We start from the raw sequence: 23,987 nt of genomic DNA, 5'->3' as shown, positions 1-23,987 counted from the left end.
ACACTATAAAAAACACGATAATTTGTATACAATCGTTTGTCATTGAATCTTACAAATAGGTAATTCCTTTGATTAAGTATTTAAGGCAGTGGTATCAGAAAAAATTTGATAGTAATGAACCTGCCGTCTTTATTGTTGTAACGGTTATTGCGGTACTCATTATTAACTTTTTTGGTAATTTATTAGCACCAATTTTAGCCGGTGTTGTCATTGCATATTTATTAGAAGCCATTGTTTCTTTTTTGTCAAAAAAATTAAAATTAAACCGCAATTTGTCTGTTTATATCGTTTTCTTAATTTTTATTGCGTTAGTGATTATGTTATTACTATTTGTGCTTCCAGCATTAATGCATCAAGCAGGGCAATTTGTGCAAAGTATTCCGCAACAAATTAATAATCTACATGCGAGTTTATTGGAGCTTTCTAAAAAATATCCAACGATCATTACACCTGAACAAATCAAAGATGCGGTTAGCACGATCTCAAATATTAAGATGGATAAAATTGCCGGTATTGGTCAATATCTACTTAAATTTTCTCTAGCTTCTCTATCAAGTATATTTACTTGGCTGGTGTACTTATTTATCGTGCCATTGTTAGCATTTTTCTTTTTGAAAGACAAAAACCGCATTGGTAAATGGTTTGTCAATATGCTACCTAAAGAGCGCGGTGCATTAGAGGAAGTATGGGCAGATGTGCGCCCACAATTGGGTAATTATGTCAAAGGTAAAACAATTGAATGTTTGATTGTTACTGTCGTTACCTATATTGGCTTTATCGTTTTTGGCTTGAATTACTCACTACTATTAGCCATTTGCGTTGGGCTTTCGGTATTTATTCCTTATATCGGGATGGTGATTGTTACCATTCCTGTGGTACTCATTGGAATCAGTCAATTTGGCTTTAGCTCTGAGCTTTTCTATATGCTGCTAGTTTATTTGATCATTCAAGGTTTGGATGGCAACTTATTGGTGCCGTTATTATATTCTGAAGCATTAAGCCTTCATCCCGTGGCAGTCATTGCTGCTGTTCTTATCTTCGGTGGAATATGGGGCTTTTGGGGCTTGTTCTTTGCGATTCCACTAGCGGCACTTATTAACTCGGGTGTTAAGATGTGGACCCGACGCAATATCAATAATAAAAAGCCCAAGGAAGCTTAATGGCTGAAGTAAGGCTCAAAGAAAGGTTAAAGCGTCCAGAGGTTACTATTCAACTGCGTCCTTTTCATCGCAAAGTGCATCAAGTATTACTGGAAAATAAGGTGGATAGCTTTATTGCGAGCATTATCGCACGACGCATAGATGATCCTGAGCATGCTTTAAAATTTGCTAATCTAAAACTTAAATTTTTGACCTCGCCACATTTATTAAAAGATGCGACAAAGGCGGCAAAGCGTATTATTCAAGCACTAGAACGTGGTGAAGTCATTGGACTTGAAACCGATCATGACTGTGATGGGCAAACATCGCATGTGATTTTACATGTTGCATTGACTAATATTTTTAACCATCCAGTTGGTAAGATTCGCTCATATATTGGGCATAGAATGGCAGAGGGATATGGCTTATCTGATAAGCTTGCGCAACGTATTTTAGATGATGATATGCGTCCGACATTGATAATCACTGCCGATAATGGCTCAACCGATGAAGCGCGTATTGCATTATTAAAGTCACAAAATATCGATGTGATTGTCACCGATCATCATGCCATTCCTGAAGAAGGGGTACCTCAAAGCGCTTATGCCGTGTTAAATCCAACACAAAAGGGCTGTGAGTATAATGATCCTTTTATTGCTGGATGTATGGTGGCTTGGTTGTTGATGGCAGAGGTCAGAAGACTATTATTACTTGAAGGAAAACCGATCAATAGTGACTGCCAGTTAACGGATTTACTTGATTTTGTTGCTGTTGGCACAGTTGCTGACTGTGTATCCATGGCAAAGAGTATAAATAATCGTGTTGTAGCCTATTATGGTATGCACAAAATTTCACAGTTAACACGTAGCTGTTGGAGTAGTTTTAGTGATCATTTTCATCACAAGGTCGATAGTGAGTTTTTAGGGTTTGTCATAGCACCTTTACTCAATAGTGATGGACGTATGTCTGATGCCTTAAGTTCGGTGAGTTTCTTATTAAACGAAGATCATCAAAAAACCAAACAATGGGTTGAGTTCTTGCAGCAGCAGAACAATCATCGCAAGGCCATTCAAAAAGATATGACTGCCAAAGCGATGAGTGAAGCCTCAAAGCAATACGCAAAGGGTGCCTCAAGTATTTGTGTCTATCTTGATGATGGGCATGCTGGGGTGCATGGCATTTCAGCAAGTCGCATTAAAGATAGTTTTGGCTTGCCGACGATTTTATTCTCACCCAAGCAAGGGGAAGATGATATTATCACGGGATCAGCGCGCAGCATTGATGGCTTAAACATTAAAGCTGTTTTAGATCTTATTTATCAAAATACGACAGATATTCTGATCAAATATGGTGGACATACCGGAGCTGCTGGATTAACCATTTACAAAGATAAATTTGTAGAATTTTCTCAAAGCTTTAATGATTACTGTCAAAAAGCGATTGCTGAGAATAATATTACTGCCACACCAATTATTTATTGTGATGGTGAGTTAACTGCTGAGGAGTTTACGCTTAAACATGTTGAAAAATTTGCTTTGCTTGAGCCTTATGGTCGCGAGTTTGAAGCGCCTGTTTTTTGTAACAAGGCAAGTATTTATAGTTTTAAATGGGTGGGAAAAGAAAGCCAACATCTGCAATTAATGCTTACCATTCATGGTAAAACACTTAAAAGCATTTGGTTTTTTGCTGATGAGTATTTAGATGATGCTGATATTCAAGTGGGTGAAGAAGTCCAAGTGGCGTATCGTTTATCAAAAGAGCACTTTAATGGTCAGACTTATGTGAGCTTAAAGATCGTGCACTTGGCTAAGTTGACGCATCAAAGGCAAATATTATGACGACTCAAAGTGTTGGACATACAGAGCTTAATATCAAAAAGCTGTTTGAAGAAGCCGGTTTATATGTGCGTGATGCACAGTTGACAATGATTGAAGCAGTCAAAGAGACACTGATCAATAATGAAAAAATTGTTATTGAAGCGCCAACGGCAACCGGTAAAAGCTTTGCTTATTTACTCGGTGCGCTTTTAGCCAATGAAGTGCGCGCAAAACAAGGGCAAGAAAAATTATCGATTGTTGTGTCAACAGCGACGGTAGCGTTGCAAGAGCAGCTGATTGATAAAGATTTGCCGTTTATTCATCAGCTTATGCAACACCATAAAATTGAGTTTAGTTATCAATTGGCAAAAGGGCGCTCGCGCTATTTATGCCCGCGTAAATTGCATCACTTTGACAGTGATGATAGTGACTTGCAGAAAGAAGCAGAAATGCTCGATCAGCGCTTAAGCAAAGATTGGGATGGCGATTTTGATCTGTTGGAGAAACCGGTTTCTAAAGCATTGATGAGTGAGATTTATAACACCAGCAGCTCGTGTTCGTTTAGCCGCTGTGAGTGTTATCGCGAATGTCCTTTTTTTAACGCGCGCCAAGGCTTGCGTAAAGTGGACATTATCGTTGTCAATCATAGCCTGCTATTGTCACATCTTGATTTGGGGGATGGTGCAATTTTACCTAAATTTGAAGATAGCCTGTACATTATCGATGAGTGTCATCATTTACCGGATCGGGCATTAAGATCACTTTCTGGCTTTGCTTCGTTACTCGGGTCGCAAACATGGATTAATGATGTTGATAAACTCTTAAATGGCCTACCCTCCGAGCTTGCTGATCGCGTCATGCGTGAGAATTGGAAAGAGGTGCGTAAAAACCTGATTCAGCAGCTCACTCAAATGCAGCAGTTAATTGATCCGATGTATGCTCATGCAATAAAAGAAGAAAATGTTTGGCGCATGACCCATATTACGGATGAGCTGCTTCAGCTTGCCACATCGATCAAAGAGGGCGCGGCATTTTATATGAATCAGTGTGATAAGCTCAAAACGAAACTTGATGATTTTGCCGAGAAAAGTCAGATTCATTCAGCAATCAGTTTAGAGAAGCAATTCACACAAATCGGCTTTTTGTTAGAGCGTTCAAAAAATCTTTATAATGTCTGGTCATTGATGATTAATCAAGCGACGATGCCGCCAATTGCCAAATGGATTGTCCCACATGAAAAGAAAGTTAAACAAGAGGAAGTAAAAGAAGCAAAAGAAGTAAAAGAGGTGCAAACGGATATGTTGGCAACTCATTTTCAAGATTATGATATTCATGCCTCACCGATTGAAGCAGCCTCATTATTAAAACAAGTCTTTTGGCAAAATGTACAACATGGTGTGGTGATGTGTTCAGCCACGGTGCGCTCACTGGGCAAATTTGATCGCTTTTTAAATGCCACATCCCTTAAAAAAGAAGCCAAAACCTTGCTTTTATCTTCACCATTAAATTATTCCAAATCAAAGCTTATTATTGCTGATATGCAATATGAGCCAGCGCAACAAGACAAACATATTGAAGAAACAGCCAAACTCCTCAATGAAGTCTATTTTAAAGACTTACATGAAGGCGCTTTAATGCTCTTTACCAGTATTCATGCAATGGAAAAGGTCTATATGCGCTTAAACAGTGCTCTTAAGAAAATAACGCTTATTCAAGGTGATCGCTCAAAACAGGCAATGATTGCCATTCATAAAAAGCGTGTAGATCTATTTAAACCATCGATTATTTTTGGTGTTGATAGCTTTTCTGAAGGGGTTGATTTGCCTGGTGCTTATCTAACACGATTGATTATTCACAAATTACCATTTTCTGTGCCAACCAATCCAATTGACAAAACACGCTCTGAATGGTTAGAGTCGATTAAGCGCAAACCATTTATGGATATATCATTGCCGCAAGCATCACTAAAATTAACACAAATGGTAGGGCGCTTGGTGCGTACAGAGGCGGATATTGGTGAGGTGATTATTTTGGATAAGCGCTTAAAAACCAAGTTTTATGGTAAAGCTCTTTTGGAGAATTTGCCTGATTTTGAAATTGTAAAATGATAAAATTGTGACATAGTAATGATGTATGAATAAGTTGCATCAGCTGGTACCTCTCCCCTTGAGGGAGAGGTCGTTCAGCTTAAGCTGAACGGGTGAGGGGGATATTAAAACTCAACTTATTCTTGATTCATTACATAGTAAAACGAAAGGGAAAACCATGAAGAGAATTCAGAAATTTTTCAAACTTCTACCTGATCAAACCGTCTATGATAAGCTGAATTCACCCGTTGGCGAGCTTATTTTATTTGCATCCAATAAAGGACTTCATCATGTCTTTTGGGAACATGAGGCGCAATCAGAGGATTTTCAGAGTAGGATTCAAGCGTTTAAACAAGATGTTGATCACCCGATAATCGTTAAAGCAAAAACTCAATTGACTGAATATTTCAAGGGCAAACGTCAAGTATTTGGTATTCCATTATGCCCGCATGGCACAGACTTTCAGCTAAGTGTCTGGCAAGAGCTTCGTAATATCCCTTATGGCAAAACGATAAGCTATGGCGAGCAAGCAAGACGCTTGGGTGATAAAAACAAAGCACGCGCTGTTGGACTTGCCAATGGTTTAAACCCAATTTCAATTATTGTGCCATGTCACCGAGTCATTGGCAGCAATGGCAGTTTAACCGGCTTTGGTGGAGGATTGGATAATAAGGCAAAGTTGTTGGAGCTTGAGAGGGGTGGTACTGTATCGTAATAGTATAATGAGTATCTAAAATTATAATTATTTATGATTATTTTCGTTTGAAAAAAAGTATGAGTGGAGGAACGCATGAGTAATTTTATGAAGGTTGAAATTAGTAACTGTAACAACATTGATTATGCAGAGATTTTCATCTCTAAATATAAATTAAACATCAAATTTGCGCCTAATGGAACCGGCAAAAGCACTATTGCCAAGGCGATATTGCTCGGATCTAAAGATGATCAAAATCTGTTTAACGAACTCATGCCGTTCAAACTCCGAAAAGAAAATCGAGAGAAAAAGCAGCCTGAAGTCAAGGGGGCTGATGTGTTGAGAAACATCATGTGCTTCAACGAGGAGTATGTTAGGCAGTTTGTTTTCAAACCGAACGAACTCCTCAGCAACAGCTTTGACATTTTCATCAGAACCGATGCCTACAAAAAGAAAGAGAAGGAAATAGAGGAGCTTGTCCGCAATATCAAGCAACTGTTTTCTGGGAATCAGGAATTGGAAGCATTGATAACTACTCTCAAAGAAATGGGAGATGCCTTTAAGATTACCAAATCCGGCTTATCCAAATCGTCAATCGGAATGAAGGGATTATCTGCTGGTAACAAAATAAAGCATATTCCTGCTGGATTAGAATCCTACACTCCGTTTATTCAGAGCCAAAACAGTGTCGGCTGGATTGATTGGCAAACTAAAGGCTACGATTTTGCAGACCTGTCGGATAATTGCCCCTTTTGCACCTCACATGCAGCTGATAAAAAAGATCAGATCAAAAAGGTCGGTCAGGAATATGACAAAAACACCATCAAGAACCTGATCGCCATCATTGACGTGATTGAAAAGCTGGGCGACTACTTTTCTGATGAGGCCAAAGAAAAGTTGACAACAATCACAACGTTGAAAGATGGCCTTAAAAAAGAGCACGAGGAAGCCCTTGCCACAGTGAAAAAACAAATCGACACCTTCACAGAAAATCTGGAAAAGCTAAGAACGCTATCCGCGTTTCAGTTCAATGACGGTGAAAAAGTCGCCGAAAAACTCCCTGCATACAGACTGGATTTGCAGTTTTTCTCAGAACTTAAGTCAAACAAAATGCAGGACGCCATCGCTCCAATTAATGCCTCCATAGATGATGTTATCGTGCAAGCAGGGGCTCTTCAGGGCAAAATTAATCAACAGCGAAGCGAGATGAAGGAAACCATCGAACGGCATCAGAAAGACATCAATGAATTTCTCTCCTATGCTGGATACCGCTACGCAGTTGAGATCGTCGGTGATGGAGAACAAGCGCAACTAAAGCTGCGACATATTGATCAAAAGGATCACCTGAGCGGTGGCAACCAGCACCTCAGCTTTGGGGAGAGAAATGCATTTGCAATCGTTCTTTTCATGTATGAGTGTCTATCCAAAACACCAGACCTGATCATTCTGGATGATCCAATTTCATCGTTCGATAAAAACAAAAAATACGCCATCCTTGAAATGCTCTTTCTCCGGAAACCCGACTCATGTCTGAAGAATAAAACTGTTCTAATGCTTACCCATGATGTAGAGCCCATCATCGACACGATAAAGTCACTGTCTCACACGTTCAGCAATCAGACATCGGCATCATTTCTAAAATTGGCTGCAGGTCAAATAAGGGAATGTAACATAGGCAAGGATGATATACAGACATTTTCCCAAATTTGTAAAAGCGCCATCGCCTCTGGCAAAGACGATATTGTCAAACTCATCTACCTGAGGCGCTATTTTGAAGTTATTGACAATAAGGGTGATGCTTATCAGGTGTTATCAAACCTTTTTCACAAAGGGAATGGAAAAGAGCGTGGGATTGACAAACGCGAGCAAAAAGATCCGGTAGGGAACTACCCAGAAATGGAACAAAGTAAGTTTGATAGTGGATGCAAGGAAATATCAAAGGATTTGAATGGCTTTTCATACCGTAATATTTTAGATCAACTTAAAAGCATTGAAAGACTTAAAACCTTATTTGAAACTTGTGATAATAGCTATGAGAAGCTTCAAATTTTCCGCCTATTGGGTCTTGATGTTAAGAATTCCGTCATTCAGAAATTCATCAATGAAACATACCACATCGAGAATGAATTCATCTGTCAGCTTGATCCTTCCAAATTTGATACTATTCCAGAATATATTGTGTTTGAATGTGACAAAATCTTTAGGTTAGCCGAATCATGATCACCTTCCACCCATATGAAAACGAAACCACGGAATTTAAGCGCGAGCTTACCGATAGACTGGAAAAGGAAGTGGTTGCCTTTTTAAACTCTGCAAAAGGTGGCGATATTTACATCGGTGTTGAAGATAATGGGACTATTGTTGGTGTGGAGCATCCTGATAAACTGCAATTAGCCATTATTGATCGAATTAAAAATAATATCTTACCGACAACCTTAGGTTTTTTTGATGTCGTGACACAAACGCTCGATGGAAAATCGGTGATTAAAGTTATTGTCACTCGCGGAACAGAGAAGCCTTATTATCTGAAAAAACATGGTATGTCACCGTCAGGGGCATATATACGAGTCGGTAGCGGAGCACAACCATTAACGACTGACATGATTGAAAGGCTTTACGCTACACGTGCGCGTGATTCATTGCGTAATATTCCCTCACCGCGCAAAAACTTAAGCTTTCATCAGCTTAAAATTTATTATGACGAGAAGGGTTTTACGGTAAATGATGCCTTTTTGGAGAATCTGGATCTATATACATCACATGGCGAGTTTAATTATGTCGCATACCTACTGGCAGATCAAAACAGTGTATCAATCAAAGTTGCAAAGTATGCTGGGAGCAATAAAGTTGATCTAATTGAAAATGAAGAATATGGCTATTGCTCACTGATTAAAGCAACTGAGCGGGTATTAGATAAGCTCGTCGTTGAGAATAAAACCTTTACTAAAATTACCGGTGCAGCACGTCGATTGCAAAAGAATATGATTGATAAAACGGCTCTTCGAGAGGCGTTGATTAATGCTATGGTGCATAATGATTATACTCGCGAAGTCACACCTGTTGTCGAAATCTATGCTGATTGTTTGACGATTACATCTTACGGTGGTCTTGTGTCGGGTTTAAGTAAAACTGAGTTTTTCAAGGGTCGCTCGATGATTCGTAATCGTGAGTTGATGCGAGTATATCGAGACCTTGATCTGGTCGAGCAGCTGGGATCTGGTATGAATCGTATTCTACAAGCTTATTCAAAACGTGTTTTTCATTTTAGTGAAAATTTTATGGAGGTTGCTTTTCCTTATGATCGTGATTATTTTGATTCGTTGGAAGAAAAAGGTCTCGATAAAAGCACAAAAACACCGGTAAAAAAGTGGGGTGAAAAGTGGGGTGAAAAGTGGGGTGAAAAGTGGGGTGAAAATGAAAGCAAAGTTTTAGCACTGATTTCATATAACAATAAGATAAGCATAGTAGCTATCGCAGAAGAAACAGGGTTAAGTACCTCAGGTGTGGAGAAAATAATCAGCCGTCTTAAAAAGCAAGGTGTTATCAAGCGGATTGGTTCAGCCAAAGGTGGTTACTGGGAGATCATGACATGAAACAAAACCAATTTACAGAACAAACTATTTGGCAGTATTGTCTTGACCATACCAAGCCAAACTCTCCACTTTTACAAGACTTAAAAGCTGACACTGAACGCTCAGTACATGGTGCACAGATGTTATCAGAAACGATTGTCACTAAGCTTTTGCAATTCTTTATCAAAATGCAAAATCCAAAAATATGCGTTGATTTGGGTACCTTTAGTGGGTTGTCTGCACTAGCTATGGCGGAAGCAACTGCTGATGATGCTTTAATATATACGATTGATCGCACACATCAATCTGGACATGAGTTAGCGTGTAAGTATATTGAGGAAAGCAGCGTTGGTTATAAAGTTAAAATGCTTATTCAAGAGGCTGTTGATGCGATAATCAAGCTTCCTGATGATATTGATTTTGCTTTTATTGATGCGGATAAAATGCAAACACGGCGCTATTTCGATTTGCTACTGCCGAAGTTAAGTGCAAAGGGCATGATCATTGTTGATGATGTGTTATGGCGAGGTGAAGTGCTTGATCCTGTGGATAAGCGCGCCAAGGCATTAGATGATTTTAATCAATATATTTGTAGTCATCCTCAAGTGGATAATTTAATATTGCCAATCAGACACGGATTACATCTAGTCATTAAAAAATAAGAAATTAAAAAAGTACATGCGATGAATACAACGATTAACCATTTTGTAATGCAATCCATTCAGGTCAATGCTGATAATGCACCTATTGCCATTTTTTTGTTGGGTGCCAACGGTTCGGGCAAAAGCTCATTACGTGCTTATTTGGATTTATCAAATATCCAAACGAATATTGATCCTGATGCACTTAATCGTATTGCGATGTTAAAAAATAAAGATAATCCATTGATCTTTGCATCAAAGCAAGCGATTACTTTATATAAAACTGCACTTGATAATAGCTTAAATACTTGTATGGAGAGCACATTTTCAGGTAAGAGTATTTTAAATCGTATCATGCGTGCTAAACAGCAAGGTTATCGTACCATATGCTATTTTATGGGCTTGGAATCTGTTGAGTTAAATATCGAGCGTGTTGCCCATCGAGTGAAAAAGGGAGGGCATGATATTGCTACTGAGCTTATCCTTAAACGCTATGATGAATCAGTCGCTAATCTCATCAATCATCATCATTTGTTTGATGAGTTACATGTGATTGATAACAGCTTGGATTATTATCGTTTGCAGTTCTCACGTTATCAAGATCAAGCGGTTCAATATGAGAAAATATTGCCTTGGGCTAATGGTATTTATAGACAAATTAATCAATAAAAGGAAAGAGCATAAATGAGTGAATTAGTTGATGCAGCCATTGCGCGTAAAGCGCTAAAAGGATCGCAATTTGAGATGACTTATGGTGGGGTAACGAGTTTTATGCGTCGCAACTACACCAAAGATTTGACAAATGTTGATGTTGCTGTCAGTGGTGTGCCTTTTGATTTGGCAGTTACCTATCGCTCAGGTGCACGCTTAGGACCAAGAGCGATACGCGCAGCATCAGTACAACTTGCGGAGCTTACTACATTTCCATGGGGTTTTAATCCTTTTGATGAGTTGGCTGTGATTGATTATGGTGATTGCTTTTTGGATCCACATAATCCAATGACGACACCTCATGCTATCCAAGCGCATATCAGAAACTTACTTGATCACAACGTCTTTCCATTGACCTTTGGTGGCGATCATTATATTACCTATCCTATTTTAAAGGCGATGGCTGAAAAATACGGCAAAGGTTTATCAGTGATCCATTTTGATGCACATTGTGATACGTGGCGCGATGATGATGAAGATTCCTTGAATCATGGCACAATGTTTTATAAAGCAATTAAAAATGGCATTGTTGATCCTAAACATTCGGCACAAATAGGCATTCGCACATGGAATCAAGACTTTATGGGAATGAATGTACTGGATGCGCCTTTTGTTCATGAGCATGGCGTTAAAACAGTTATCGAGCGTTTAAAGCAGATTGTCGGTGATAGACCAACGTATATTACTTTTGATATTGATTGTTTGGATCCGGCTTTTGCACCAGGCACAGGCACCCCTGTATCAGGGGGCTTAAGCTCAGCGCAAGGCTTAGCTATTTTGCGTGGATTAACGGGTTTAAATTTGATTGGTGCTGATGTGGTTGAAGTTGCCCCTGCCTATGATCATGCTGAAATTACGGCGATTGCTGCGGCACATGTCGCTTGTGACATGATTTGTCTTTTAGCACATGATAAAAAGAAAATAGCTAATCAAGAAAGCCAATAATAGGTAGTAAAAGCAAAAAGTGGGGGAGAGCAATTAAACATGAATATTGAAATTTGTCTGGATAATATTGAATCCGTTGATGTCGTAGCAAAGTTTCCCGAGATAACTCGTTTGGAGATTTGTAGTGCTCTGAGTTTAGATGGCTTAACGCCCGCGCCTTATTTAGTGCAATATGCTAAAGAGAAATCAGTAGCTCGTCGTCATACAATGATTCGCCCGCGCGCAGGGGATTTATGCTATAACGAGGCTGAAATTAAGATGATGGCTCAAGAGATAAAACTTATGCATGAATCAGGTGCCGATGGTGTTGTTATCGGTGCGCTTGATGCAAACAGTCATATTAATATCGCGGCAACTAAATATTTAACAGATCTTGCTAGGTCTTATCAATTGGAAGTTACTTTTCACCGTGCGATTGACATGGTGCCTGATTATCTTGCCAGTGTGCAGATATGTGTCGATCTGGGTATTGATCGCATTTTAACATCTGGTGGTCAAAGTAAAGCATTTATGGGGCTAGACGACATTGCCAAAGTGGTGCAAAAATATCATGGTCAAATCGAGATTATGGCAGGTGGTGGTGTTAATAAAGGTAATATTCCATATTTTAAAAAAGTTGGCGTTGATGCCGTGCATTTCTCAGCTGCAAGTAGCAAAAGTAATGTGAAGGGTGAAAGTGTTTTTAGCAAAAGCTCATTAAGTTATAACGTAACCAATGAGGATATTGTTAAAGAAAATATTGCAGCTATAGCTTGTCAATATCAATCACCACTATCTTGCTGATGCTTAAAAGACATAATTTGGCGACGTTCTTTTTTATTTGGTTTCGTTGGATTGGGTAGAGTAGCTTTGTTTAATTTCCTAAGCATTGTTTCATGCTCGCGTTTCTCAATGCTATCAGTAGTTTCATTGTAAAGTGTTTGCGCAATACTTGCCGCCCCTCGCGTATCAGATAAGCCGATGACTGTTACAACTTTCTCAGCATAGCCTTGACGAATGGTGAGTATCGCACCAATCTCAACTTTTTTACTGACTTTGGAGCGCGCGCCATTGTAATGCACTTTGCCACCTTCAATAGCATCCTTGGCTAATTGGCGCGTTTTGAAAAAACGTGCCGCCCATAACCATTTGTCTAAACGAACATCATCTGCCATATTTTATCCTTGTAGAAATTAGCTTAGTAATATTAGCGCATGGTAACCAGCTCTTCAGCACTGGTTGGATGAATGGCAATGGTGTTATCAAGGTCTTGTTTTGTGGCACCCATTTGGATGGCAACGGCAAAGCCCTGTAATATTTCATCGGCATCTAAACCAATCAAGTGACAACCTACCACTTTTTCATCAGCGCCTGCAACAATAAGCTTCATCACGGTAGGCAATCTAAAGCCCGAGATCGCAGCAAAAAGCGGGGTGAATTTACTTTGATAGACTTTGACATTATCTTTGCCATACTGATTATTGGCATCTTTTTCAGATAACCCCACTGTGCCAATTGCTGGATGTGAAAAAACAACTGTAGGAATCAAATGTGCGTCCAATTTAAGTTTGCTTTCACCATTAAATAAACGTCTGGATAAACGTCTGCCTGCAGCGATTGCAACCGGGGTTAGTTGTGCAGCTCCTGTTGCATCACCAATGGCGAAAATATGAGAAACTGTTGTTGTTTGGTACTCATCAACGATAATAGTGCCATTGTCATTGAGTTTAACATTTGTATTTTCCAATCCTAAATTAGCCGTAAGTGGGGCACGTCCTGTTGCCCAAACAAGACAATCAACATCATAAAGCACATCATCATTATTTAAATGAATATCCAGTAAACCATTGGACTTTTTAATTACCTGGATAATATTGGTATGAGTTCTTACATCTAGATTTAACATTTGCATGCTGTTAAGAAGCTCATCACTTAACATCTCATCGAATTCTTTAAGTGGTTTATCACGACGAATCAGAAGATGAGTTTCTGTACCTAGTTCATGAAAAACACCGGCAATCTCAACACCAATATATCCACCACCGACGATAACGGCTTTTTGCGGTTGTGTGTCAAGTTCAAAAAAATCATCCGAGGTAATGCCATGTTCAGCGCCTGGAATATTCTTTGGAATCAAAGGGTAAGCACCTGGGCACACATAGATATAATCAGCAGTTATTTCGGTGCCTCCATTTTCATTATCAATGATGATAGTATTGCTATTTTTGAATTTTCCCCATCCTTTAAAGTGGGTAATTTTCTGGGTGTCAAATAGCTTGTTATAAAACTGATGAATATTCGAAATATAAGTCTCACGTTTGTTTTTAAGTATTTGCCAATCAAAGCCTTTAACATCTAGATCAAAGCCATAGCCTTGATAGTCGTGTTTTAAGCGAGAAGCAAGGTTAGCTGCATACCACATGGCTTTTTTAGGTACGCATCCGCGATTAACACAAGTGCCACCTAGGTCTTTTGCTTCAACAATAGCCACTTTTTTCCCGAAGCGCGCTGCTTGAACACCTGCAGCAATACCGCCACTGCCGCCACCAATACAAATTAAATCAAAGTGTTGCATTTTTCTTGTCTCTTTATGAAAAGTAGGGCAGTAGTATAAACTAGCAAGCGCTATATTTACGAGTAGTAACCATCATTTAATCAATATAATTTCAGTCACTCTAAAAATAAAAAACAACTGTTTGTTTAGATCAGATGAATAAAATAATAATGTTAAGAGACGACTAAAGACAGTAATAAAGAGAGATAAAAATAAATTTTAATCGTTGATAATCAAAGGGCAGGTTACTGGAACATATCGGCAATTGATTCAAACATCTGGCGCGTATAGGTCTTATTTAATTTGCACATTCTAAATTGCGCTTTGCGTTCACACGTAATAATGCCAGCTTCTTGAAGTTGTTGAATATGTTGTGAAGTGACAGACTGAGAAAGGTCTAATTTTTGCATAATCATATTAATGGTGACACCTTCCTTTTCAATATCAATTTTCTCAGAGAAAAAATTCTTTTTAGGTTCTAATAACCATAGTGCAATATTAAATCTATCGGGATTAGCCAGTGCTTTAAATGCCTTTAAACACAGTTCCGTTTGATAAGTTGAGCCTAAGTTTTTTAATATCGACATAAAAATATCCCTTCATCATCTTAAATTACATCTATTTTTACCGATGAGGGCAGGGCAGTCAAACAATATATGCATAGAGGTATAAATAAATACCTGTTTTTGCAAATATCCTTATATCTATATATTCAAATATACGTATATATGAATATTTAAATATATAAACACATGAATATGCGAGTGCTGCTTTATTGCTATATTAAGGGCTTTTCTTTATAGTGGTGCTCTTGGTGGTTGGGCAAGGTGAGGCGCATGCTTGAATTAAGAAATATCAATATAGATGCCAGGATTTTTAATGTGAGCGCATCATTTGAATCTGGTAAAAAATATGCAGTTATCGGTGTTAATGGCGCTGGCAAAACTTCGCTATTAGACGTGATATCATCCAAGATTTCTGGAAAAAATATGATGGGGGAAGTTTTGCTTGGCGGTGAAAATATAGCTAAACTCAACCCAAAGAAACGAGCTCAAAGATTTGCTTATCTTGCGCAAAATACACAGGTTTTATTTAATTACACTGTTAATGATGTTGTGAGCATGGGGCTCTATTCGCATGACTTAAATCCCAATCGTAAAGAAAATCTAATCAATCAGATATGCGTAATGTTAAGCTTATCTAAACAAAAAAACATGCCTTTTCATACGCTTTCAGGTGGGCAAAAACAACGGGCTCATTTAGCACGTGTCGTATTACAAATTATTGCTGGTGATAATAGTGAAGAGAAATGGCTGCTACTAGATGAGCATGCCGCTGGATTAGATCTTTATCAACAAGCGCAGGTTTTTGAAGTTTTAGATGAATTATTAAAACAGCATAATCTAGGTGTCATTATGGTGATGCATGATTTAAATTTAGCAGCTCAATTTTGTGATCAAATGCTTTTAATTGATAGCGGCAAATTGCTTAAAATGGATGAGCCAAAAAAAGTAATACTTGATGATGAGTTTTCTAAAGCATTTAAAATTAAAGCCAAATATTTAGCTTATGAGGATGCATTTTTGTTTACGACAATTAGCTAAAACGCCCCTTTAATAAGCTTAAATTACTCTTGGCAAGCGTCTTTCTTTCAGCTTGTGTGCTTTCTGATTTACCACTCCAGCTCAGGTCATCTTGTGGCAGTTCATCGATAAACCGACTGGGTTTTGAAGGGATCGTTTCGCCAAATTTTTTGCGCATTTTTGTCAAGGTTAGGGTCAAGGTATGCTTAGCGCGGGTAATGGCAACATAAGCCAAGCGGCGCTCCTCTTCGACAAAATTATCATCAATGCTTTGCTGATGTGGTAATAAGCCTTCCTCAACACCCATTACATAAACATGTGGATATTCTAAACCTTTTGAGGCATGGACTGTGAGGATTTGGACTTTTTCATCCTCTTTTTGTTCTTGTTCACGATCGATAATGTCTAATAACAACATCCGATTGATCGTGTCTGCGAAATTTATCTCTACGGACTGGTTTTCTACATTTTCTATTTCTGTTGTTTCGTCTACATCAGCTATATCGCTAGCATTGCTATCTTCTTTTTTCTCACAAATCCAACCAATTAAATCCAGTACGTTTTTATAGCGTTTTTCCGCTTGCGCCAATGAATTCGTATTATCAACAAGCCAAGTATGGTAATTGATTGCTTCCATCATATGGATTAAATGCGTTGCTAGATGGTGTACATCCTTAATTTTACGCTGATAGTCATAAATAAATTGTTTAAAGACTTTAAGCTTTTCAATCGCAATAGGTTTTAATACTTGTGTTAAACCCATTTCATCGATTGCATTGAATAATGAGATATGCCGCGATGTTGCATACTCACCAAGCTTCTCAAGTGTCGATGGACCAATTTCGCGTCTTGGGGTATTGATCACGCGCAAAAATGCACAATCATCTTGATCATTCACAAGCAATTTAAAATAAGCCAAAGCATCTTTAATCTCGGTTTTAGCAAAAAATGAACTGCCACCACTAATGGCATAGGGGATTTTATATAGCTGAAAATAACGTTCAATCAAAAATGATTGGTGATTGCCACGAATAAGCACAGCATAGTCTTTAAAATGCGTATTATTATTGACTTTGTGCGTCATAATTTCACTGGCAATGCGTTGTGCTTCATCTTCTTCACTTTTGGTTACCAATACACGAATCGGCTCACCATAGTGATGAGCTGACCAAAGTTTTTTGGTAAATAGGTGGGGGTTATTATCAATTAATGTATTAGCCGCATGCAAAATACGCCCGCTTGAGCGATAATTTTGTTCAAGCTTAACGACTTTAAGCTTCGGATAATCTTGTTGCAAGAGAGATAAATTCTCAGGACGCGCACCACGCCAAGCGTAAATCGACTGATCATCATCACCGACCACGGTAAATTGCTGGCGCTGAGAAACTAATAATTGCATTAACTTGTATTGGCTTTCATTGGTGTCTTGATACTCATCGATTAATACATAATGAAAGCGTTGCTGCCAATACTCTTTAACCTCGGGATGCTTTTTTAGCAATTGCACAGGAATGAAAATCAAATCATCAAAATCTACCGCATTATAGGCTTTAAGATATTTCTGATATTGAATGTATACTTCATGCGCCTGCTTTAAATGATCATTGCCTGTCAGCATGATCTCAGTCGGGGTCATTAGTGCATTTTTCCACAATGAAATTTGCTGTTTAAATTCAGCAGCTGCCTGTTTGGTTGATTGAAAAGCGCTATAAGCAACCTCATGAATCAATGTAATCGCATCTTGCTCATCAAAAAGGGTGAAATTGGCTTTATAACCTAAAAGCGCATGATGCTTACGTAATAGCGTTAACCCAAGATTATGAAAAGTTGAAATACGCAAGCCTCTAGTGTTCTCACCTTCAAGGCGTGATTGCACACGTGATTTCATCTCTTTGGCTGCTTTGTTGGTAAAAGTCACCGCTAAGATACTATGTGCCTTGTAATGACATTTTTGGATTAAGTAGGCAATTTTCTCAGTAATCACACTGGTTTTACCACTTCCGGCACCCGCAAGTACTAAGAGTGGACCACTGATATATTCAACCGCTTGTTGTTGCTGTGGATTTAATTGACGCATTTGAGCTTAAGCAATAATTTTGGCATGGATATCGCCTTGTAAGATAATCGGCGCGTTTTCAATGCCGTGATTAAACACAGTAAGCACAAAGCTCTTATCATCTATATTGACTTGATTGACAATATCAGCAATATTTTTTCCGTCAACGTTTTGCAGTTTTTCGGCAAAGGGCAATGCCTTGTCCGTTTCAATGCTTAACAAGGATTTCTTTAAATTACCGCGATATTTCATACGCGCAATAATTTCTTGTCCCATAAAGCAGCCTTTTTGATAGCTAATGACATCCAAGCGATCAAGATTAAGCTCTGCAGGTAGAAAGGATTCGCTATTATGAATATCAATGATTGGCAATTGTTGACAAATATTTTCTTTTTGCACTTTGTCAAAATTTAATGAGCTAACAAGCTGTTTAGAAACATCAACAATAGCGTGTTGCAGCAAAAAGCCTTTTTCGTCATCATTTTGACTATATATTAATTGATGTTGATCAGAAGTCTCAAAGCTAATCTTGGAAAATACAGCATATTTTCTAAGGGCTTGTAATGCTTGATCAGCCAAGTTTCTGGGTAACGCTAATAGTAAATCATTCTCAGCAACAAAACGCATAAAGAATAGGGCGATAATACGTCCCTTTTGATTGCATAGCGCGTTTAGCTGCATCGGGTTATCAGCATTAAGCGATGTCACATCATTGGTAAGTTGTCCTTGTAAGAACTTCACACAGTCCGCGCCAAATACGCGAATCACTTCAAACTCTTCATAAATATAATAAGCCATAAAATCAACACAAAAGGCTAGTCACAATGCTAAGGAAAATAGCCGATTTAATGCCCAAAGTAAAGCAAAGTGAGGCTTGCGTGGTGCTGAAAAGTATAAAAATAATAGAAATCTATAAATAGCGTTTGAGGGTGCTAAATAGTTTTTGTTACAATCTGGCTACCTTTGTTTTTGAATGTTGAGTCTTAACTTTATGGATTCCGTATTGTGTTTGTCACCTGTTGATGGTCGTTATGCTGATAAAGCAGCGAGTTTACGCCCCTTTTTAAGCGAATATGGACTAATTTATTATCGCACACTTGTTGAAATCAAATGGCTAAAGCATCTTGCCAATACCCCTGAAATTAATGAAGTGCCAAAGCTGTCAACAGATGCTTTAAATGTCTTAGATGGTATTGTGAATAACTTTAGCGAAAAGGATGCCCTCGCAGTTAAAGAGATTGAAAAAACAACCAATCACGATGTCAAAGCCGTTGAGTATTTTATAAAAGATAAAATTGCAGCAAATGCCGAGCTTGCCAATATCAGCGAGTTTATTCATTTTGCCTGTACCTCTGAGGATATCAATAATCTTTCTTACGCCTTAATGCTAAAAAATGCGATTGAAAAGGTGATATTAACAGAGGTTAATCATGTTCAAGACTTTATTCAAAAATTAGCAAGCGATTTTGCTGATCAACCGATGTTATCGCGCACTCATGGGCAACCCGCGTCACCGACAACGCTTGGCAAAGAGCTCATTAATGTCGTTTATCGTTTATCACGTCAAACCAAGCAATTAGCGCAAATTGAGTATTTGGGTAAAATCAATGGTGCGGTCGGTAACTTCAATGCGCATGTTGCAGCATATCCTGACATTGATTGGCAGAAACTGGCTAAGTCATTTGTCAAGAGCTTAGGGTTAAGCTATAACCCATTAACAACACAGATTGAGCCACATGACTATGTCGCTGAATGCTTTGATTGTTTATGTCGTATTAATACCATTTGTATCGATTTTAACCGTGATATTTGGGGTTATATTTCTCTAAATTACTTCAAACAAAAAACGATTGCTGGTGAGATTGGTTCTTCAACTATGCCACACAAGGTCAATCCAATTGATTTTGAAAATGCTGAGGGCAATCTAGGTCTTGCTAATGCGTTAATGAATCATTTATCTGCTAAATTACCGATTTCACGTTGGCAGCGCGATCTGACGGATTCAACGGTATTACGTAATATTGGTGTTGGTTTGGCATATAGTTTGATTGCTTATCAGGCGATGCTAAAGGGCATGAAAAAACTTGAGCTTAATCGCGAGCCTATTTTAGATGATCTAAAAAATAATGTCGAAGTTTTAGGTGAGGCCGTGCAAACTGTGATGCGTCGTTACGGTATTGAAAAGCCATACGAGAAACTTAAAGAGCTAACACGTGGCAAACGTATTTCACTGAATGATTTATCCATCTTTATCGATGGGTTGGCTTTACCGCATGACGTTAAGGAAAATCTAAAAGCGATGACACCGGCAAATTATATCGGTATTGCCGAGCAATTATGTCAGGAGTACGCTAATTAAAAAAACTGGCAACAAGTCCAATAATAGCACCAAAAACGCCACCCCAAACGACCAACCAGCCAAGGTGCTTTCTAATCATCTCTTGAATAATGTTTTTCACCATCTTTGGTGTAAGCTCTTCTAAACGCGCATCAATCATAGACTCAAGTTTTTCAGCAATATGGTGTGCATTTAATTGATCAAACTTAAACTCACCATTGCCATCAGCGTTACTTAGCATCGCTATAATTGATTTTTCCATCTTAGCTTTAAAAGAATCGCGCATTGGCTCAATCGCATCTTTTCCACCTAGAAAAGACTCAATCATACTACCAAATTGGCTTTCCATGATCGCCTCAACAAAACTGTCAAATAGCAAATCGTAATCAACCTTTTTGGCAATAGTATCTTTAAAGCTGCTTTTCTCATCAGCAAAAGTACTTAATAAAAAGCGCTCAAGATATTCAGTTTTGAAGAACTGCTTTAACAACATATTTTTAATAGCGCGTTTAAAGCCTTCAAATTGGCGTGGAATAACACCTGAGCCATAGACAAAGGGGATTTTGTCAAAAAGCATCACAATCGCGAGCCAGTTGGTGATAGCGCCAGAAAGGGCATAGAAACCAACCGCTTTAAGCTGGGCGTTAGCAAATAGTACGCCTAAAATACTGATGATAAGCGCGATAAGATTGGTCATAAGACTTTTATTAAACATATTTATTATAGTTTCCATTAATCGGTTTAAAGCGGCGGCTATCATAAGAAAAATTTGTACTTCAAGCAAACGTTCAATCGGTTAATTTTATGATTTTGCTTATATTAGTCATTACAGCGAATTTAAAAACTGTTAGCCTTACCTTACTTAGGTTCGTGTTGTGAATTATATGCAAAGCATTGTTTTTAATGGTGAAAGTATTTGTCCTTCAAAAATCGTATGTGTTGGGCGCAATTATTTAGATCACATCAAAGAGCTTAATAATGCGATTCCCGAAGAGCCTGTGCTTTTTATTAAGCCTAACTCAGCGATCAGTGACACTTTAGCGATTGACTCCGCGCGTACACTGCACTATGAAACAGAGTTATGCCTACTGATAGAATCACAAAAAATAGTAGCCGTGGGTTTAGGACTTGACTTAACCGATCGCAATCTACAAAGCAAGCTTAAACAAAAAGGGCTACCATGGGAAAAAGCCAAATCATTTGATGGTGCTGCAGTTTTTAGTGCGTTTATTCCCTTAGAAAACACCAATGATTTAGCTGATTTGTCATTTAAATTAATGATTAATGGGAACATTAAACAGCATGGCGTGTATGAGCATATGTTGCATAAACCAGAGTTTTTAGTTCAATATATCCAGACATATTTCAGCTTGAATGATCACGATATTGTCATGACAGGCACACCTGAAGGTGTTGGTGAAGTTAAACTAAATGATGTCTTTGAGCTTAGTTTATATCTCAAAGAAAAAATTGTGCTAACAAAGCAATATGTCGTAGGTAATCGCTAGCTTATGATTTGATATGCTACGTCCAAAAGTAGGAGTATTAACTGAATTAGCATTAAGATCAAATGGCTTCGACTTCGCTCAGCCAACTGTTTTGCTAGGGAATCTAAGTTATATCTAGATTTAATAAGTTTGCCTGATAAAACTTCATCTCATCAATGGACTCTTTAATATCATCTAAAGCCAAATGCGTGCTTTGTTTGTCAAATTGTTGCAAAAGTGCGGGTTTCCAGAATGAAGCAGCAATCTTAAAGGAACTTACATCAAGCAAGCGGTAATGGAAATAGCCCTCTAAAGTTGGCATATATTTTGCTAAAAATTTGCGATCTTGCCAAACTGAGTTACCACACAAGGGTGATTGACCTTTTTTAACATATGGTTTAATAAACTCAAGAATCATTTGCTCAGCTTCATTTAAACCGATGTTGCTTTGTCTAACACGTTCAGTTAAGCCTGACTCACCATGCGTTTTAATACACCATGAATTCATGTTTTTTAAAACGTCTTCATTTTGATGAATGGCAATAGCAGGCGATTCAGCCAAGATATTCAAATCTGGATCGGTAATAATCGCAGCGATTTCAATAATATGACACGTGTCAATCTCAAGACCGGTCATCTCAAGATCAAGCCAGATAAGATTACTTTTTGTTTGTGCCACGTCGCTCACAACCTTAGTCCTTAGCGCGTGAAACGTAATCACCTGTACGCGTATCGACTTTGATCACTTCATCGATTTGAACAAATAAAGGCACTTTAACCACTGCACCTGTTTCAAGTGTCGCTGGTTTGCCACCAGTACCTGCTGTGTCACCTTTTAGCCCTGGATCTGTCTCAACAATTTTAAGCTGCACAAAGTTTGGCGGGGTAACACTAATTGGCTCACCGTTAAACAAAGTGATAGAACATTGATCTTGCTCTTTAATCCATTTCTTGCTATCAGCTAATGCTGTTTCAGTCACATTGTATTGCTCAAATGTTTCATCATGCATGAAAACATAAAATTCGCCATCAAAGTACGAGTAGCTTGCTGCCACCTCTAGAACATCTGCTGCATCAACTGATTCACCTGATTTAAATGTCTTTTCAATCACACGTCCATTTTTTAGATTGCGTAACTTGACACGATTAAATGCCTGACCTTTACCGGGCTTCACAAACTCATTTTCAACGATAACCATCGGGTTGCCATCCAGTAAAAGCTTTAAACCATTTTTAAATTCACTTGTACTAAAACTTGCCATCTTTTTCCTCTTTAGTATATTAGCGCTACTTTATTTCAAAACGTCGAACATGATACACGAAAAACACGCCACGCAACAGGGTAAAGCGCACAGCAAAAGTGCAGATTGGAAAAATGCATTGGCAACAGGTTTTACGCATTGGCAGGACTTGGCACGATTTTTGGAAATTGATCCTACGTCTTATGATATTCCAGCACTTAAATCATTTCCGATGCGTATCCCTAAAGGCTTTGCGTCGCGTATGCAAAAGGGTAACATTAATGATCCATTATTATTGCAAGTCTTACCTTCAGCAAAAGAGTTTGAATTGTCCAATGGCTATGTTGATGATCCTTTACAAGAGTCAGATTTCAATCCGGCAAAAGGTCTTTTGCATAAATATAAAAATCGCGCGCTGTTGATACTTCATCCAGCGTGTGCCGTCCATTGTCGCTATTGCTTTCGTCGGGAGTATGATTATCAAGCGCAAACACAATCAAAAGCATTGTGGCTTGACACTTTTGAGTATATTCGTAAAAACACAGCGCTTGATGAGGTGATTCTCTCTGGAGGTGATCCTCTCATGCATAATGATGCGCTATTAGCGTGGTTTTTGGCACAAATTGAGGCAATTCCGCATATCAAACGCTTGCGTATTCACACACGAATTCCGGTAGTATTGCCTGAACGAATCACTGATGACTTGGTTCTTGTGTTTAAAGAAACGCGCTTGCAAAAAATTATGGTCATACATGCCAATCATGCCAATGAAATTAATGATGATGTCATTGCAGTATTAAGCACGCTTAAAAACCATGCTGGATTTACTTTGCTTAATCAATCAACATTGCTTAAAGGCGTTAATGATAATGCACATGTATTAAAAGCTTTATCTGAAGCACTTTTTGCTGCAGGTGTTATGCCATATTATTTGCATGTGCTTGATAAAGTCAAAGGGGCAGCACATTTTGATATTGATGAAAAAATAGCCAAGGAAATACATACCAAGCTCAAGTCATTAACTTCAGGCTATCTTGTTCCTAAATTAACACGCGAAGTGGCGCATGAACTGGCAAAAACTTGGATAAATTAATGCTTTTTTGCATAAAAGCATTGAAAGTAAAGATACGATATAGCTTAATA

22 protein-coding genes are annotated in these 23,987 nt (G+C 38.4%); 14 read left to right on the top strand and 8 right to left on the bottom strand.

Annotated features, from left to right (window positions below; all coding sequences use genetic code 11):
- Positions 1 to 68: 68 nt before the first annotated feature.
- From F3D68_RS06120 to F3D68_RS06075, 10 genes are all read left to right on the top strand, one after another.
- Positions 69 to 1,160 carry an AI-2E family transporter gene (locus F3D68_RS06120; RefSeq protein ID WP_151193565.1) on the top strand — a complete coding sequence of 364 codons (1,092 nt, stop codon included), beginning with the start codon at positions 69 to 71 and terminating at the stop codon, positions 1,158 to 1,160.
- The gene (locus tag F3D68_RS06115) at positions 1,160 to 2,977 is read left to right on the top strand and encodes a single-stranded-DNA-specific exonuclease RecJ (RefSeq protein ID WP_151193564.1); all 1,818 of its coding nucleotides are present in this window, start codon (positions 1,160 to 1,162) and stop codon (positions 2,975 to 2,977) included. Before F3D68_RS06120 ends, F3D68_RS06115 begins: the two co-directional genes overlap by 1 nt.
- On the top strand, positions 2,974 to 5,064 hold the full coding sequence (gene dinG / locus F3D68_RS06110; RefSeq protein ID WP_151193563.1) for an ATP-dependent DNA helicase DinG: 2,091 nt from the start codon (positions 2,974 to 2,976) through the stop codon (positions 5,062 to 5,064). Before F3D68_RS06115 ends, dinG begins: the two co-directional genes overlap by 4 nt.
- Before the next feature lie 157 nt (positions 5,065 to 5,221).
- On the top strand, positions 5,222 to 5,758 hold the full coding sequence (locus tag F3D68_RS11490; protein ID WP_151193562.1) for a methylated-DNA--[protein]-cysteine S-methyltransferase: 537 nt from the start codon (positions 5,222 to 5,224) through the stop codon (positions 5,756 to 5,758).
- Positions 5,759 to 5,833: 75 nt separating this feature from the next.
- Positions 5,834 to 7,957 (top strand): AAA family ATPase, encoded by a 2,124-nt coding sequence (locus tag F3D68_RS06100; protein WP_224728252.1) that lies wholly within the window; start codon positions 5,834 to 5,836, stop codon positions 7,955 to 7,957.
- Complete coding sequence (locus F3D68_RS06095) at positions 7,954 to 9,330, top strand: RNA-binding domain-containing protein (RefSeq protein WP_151193561.1); 1,377 nt, start codon at positions 7,954 to 7,956, stop codon at positions 9,328 to 9,330. Before F3D68_RS06100 ends, F3D68_RS06095 begins: the two co-directional genes overlap by 4 nt.
- On the top strand, positions 9,327 to 9,971 hold the full coding sequence (locus F3D68_RS06090; RefSeq protein ID WP_151193560.1) for an O-methyltransferase: 645 nt from the start codon (positions 9,327 to 9,329) through the stop codon (positions 9,969 to 9,971). Before F3D68_RS06095 ends, F3D68_RS06090 begins: the two co-directional genes overlap by 4 nt.
- Positions 9,972 to 9,992: 21 nt before the next feature.
- Complete coding sequence (locus tag F3D68_RS06085) at positions 9,993 to 10,619, top strand: zeta toxin family protein (protein ID WP_151193559.1); 627 nt, start codon at positions 9,993 to 9,995, stop codon at positions 10,617 to 10,619.
- Between the two features lie 15 nt (positions 10,620 to 10,634).
- Positions 10,635 to 11,606, top strand: a complete 972-nt coding sequence (gene speB / locus F3D68_RS06080; protein WP_151193558.1) for an agmatinase — start codon at positions 10,635 to 10,637, stop codon at positions 11,604 to 11,606.
- Positions 11,607 to 11,645: 39 nt separating this feature from the next.
- Entirely contained in the window at positions 11,646 to 12,389 is a 744-nt protein-coding gene (locus tag F3D68_RS06075) for a copper homeostasis protein CutC (protein ID WP_151193557.1), read from the top strand.
- Here F3D68_RS06075 and hslR read toward each other — a convergent pair.
- From hslR to F3D68_RS06060, 3 genes are all read right to left on the bottom strand, one after another.
- Complete coding sequence (hslR, locus tag F3D68_RS06070) at positions 12,368 to 12,760, bottom strand: ribosome-associated heat shock protein Hsp15 (protein ID WP_151193556.1); 393 nt, start codon at positions 12,758 to 12,760, stop codon at positions 12,368 to 12,370. The two genes, F3D68_RS06075 and hslR, sit on opposite strands and share 22 nt — an antisense overlap.
- A 32-nt stretch (positions 12,761 to 12,792) precedes the next feature.
- Entirely contained in the window at positions 12,793 to 14,160 is a 1,368-nt protein-coding gene (gene gorA, locus F3D68_RS06065) for a glutathione-disulfide reductase (protein ID WP_151193555.1), read from the bottom strand.
- Between the two features lie 224 nt (positions 14,161 to 14,384).
- On the bottom strand, positions 14,385 to 14,726 hold the full coding sequence (locus tag F3D68_RS06060) for an ArsR/SmtB family transcription factor (RefSeq protein WP_117001272.1): 342 nt from the start codon (positions 14,724 to 14,726) through the stop codon (positions 14,385 to 14,387).
- A gap of 249 nt (positions 14,727 to 14,975) precedes the next feature.
- Here F3D68_RS06060 and F3D68_RS06055 point away from each other — a divergent pair, with 249 nt between their 5' ends.
- Positions 14,976 to 15,743, top strand: a complete 768-nt coding sequence (locus F3D68_RS06055; protein ID WP_151193554.1) for an ABC transporter ATP-binding protein — start codon at positions 14,976 to 14,978, stop codon at positions 15,741 to 15,743.
- Here the strand turns inward: F3D68_RS06055 and F3D68_RS06050 are convergent.
- On the bottom strand, positions 15,736 to 17,799 hold the full coding sequence (locus F3D68_RS06050) for a UvrD-helicase domain-containing protein (protein ID WP_151193553.1): 2,064 nt from the start codon (positions 17,797 to 17,799) through the stop codon (positions 15,736 to 15,738). The two genes, F3D68_RS06055 and F3D68_RS06050, sit on opposite strands and share 8 nt — an antisense overlap.
- Positions 17,800 to 17,805: 6 nt before the next feature.
- On the bottom strand, positions 17,806 to 18,576 hold the full coding sequence (locus F3D68_RS06045) for a YgfZ/GcvT domain-containing protein (RefSeq protein WP_151193552.1): 771 nt from the start codon (positions 18,574 to 18,576) through the stop codon (positions 17,806 to 17,808).
- A gap of 193 nt (positions 18,577 to 18,769) precedes the next feature.
- On the opposite strand from F3D68_RS06045, the gene purB reads away from it, so the two are divergent.
- On the top strand, positions 18,770 to 20,137 hold the full coding sequence (gene purB / locus F3D68_RS06040) for an adenylosuccinate lyase (protein ID WP_151193551.1): 1,368 nt from the start codon (positions 18,770 to 18,772) through the stop codon (positions 20,135 to 20,137).
- Here the strand turns inward: purB and F3D68_RS06035 are convergent.
- Positions 20,130 to 20,831 carry a DUF445 domain-containing protein gene (locus tag F3D68_RS06035; RefSeq protein ID WP_151193550.1) on the bottom strand — a complete coding sequence of 234 codons (702 nt, stop codon included), beginning with the start codon at positions 20,829 to 20,831 and terminating at the stop codon, positions 20,130 to 20,132. The two genes, purB and F3D68_RS06035, sit on opposite strands and share 8 nt — an antisense overlap.
- A 169-nt stretch (positions 20,832 to 21,000) precedes the next feature.
- On the opposite strand from F3D68_RS06035, the gene F3D68_RS06030 reads away from it, so the two are divergent.
- Positions 21,001 to 21,624 (top strand): fumarylacetoacetate hydrolase family protein, encoded by a 624-nt coding sequence (locus F3D68_RS06030; RefSeq protein WP_151193606.1) that lies wholly within the window; start codon positions 21,001 to 21,003, stop codon positions 21,622 to 21,624.
- Positions 21,625 to 21,727: 103 nt separating this feature from the next.
- Here the strand turns inward: F3D68_RS06030 and orn are convergent, their stop codons facing one another.
- A complete protein-coding gene (gene orn / locus F3D68_RS06025) occupies positions 21,728 to 22,282 on the bottom strand; it encodes an oligoribonuclease (RefSeq protein WP_151193549.1) in 555 nt (184 codons plus the stop codon).
- A 13-nt stretch (positions 22,283 to 22,295) separates the two neighbouring features.
- Positions 22,296 to 22,865, bottom strand: coding sequence for an elongation factor P (gene efp, locus F3D68_RS06020; protein ID WP_117001280.1), 570 nt, complete (start codon positions 22,863 to 22,865; stop codon positions 22,296 to 22,298).
- Positions 22,866 to 22,914: 49 nt separating this feature from the next.
- Between efp and epmB the strand changes: the two genes are divergently transcribed.
- Entirely contained in the window at positions 22,915 to 23,937 is a 1,023-nt protein-coding gene (gene epmB / locus F3D68_RS06015; RefSeq protein WP_151193548.1) for an EF-P beta-lysylation protein EpmB, read from the top strand.
- Positions 23,938 to 23,987: the final 50 nt, after the last annotated feature.

Origin of the sequence: Cysteiniphilum sp. JM-1, from assembly GCF_008711525.1 — a bacterium.
Classification (GTDB): Bacteria; Pseudomonadota; Gammaproteobacteria; order Francisellales; family Francisellaceae; genus Caedibacter.
Note: the sequence above shows the minus strand (reverse complement) of the source record. Positions and strands in the feature narration are given on the sequence as shown.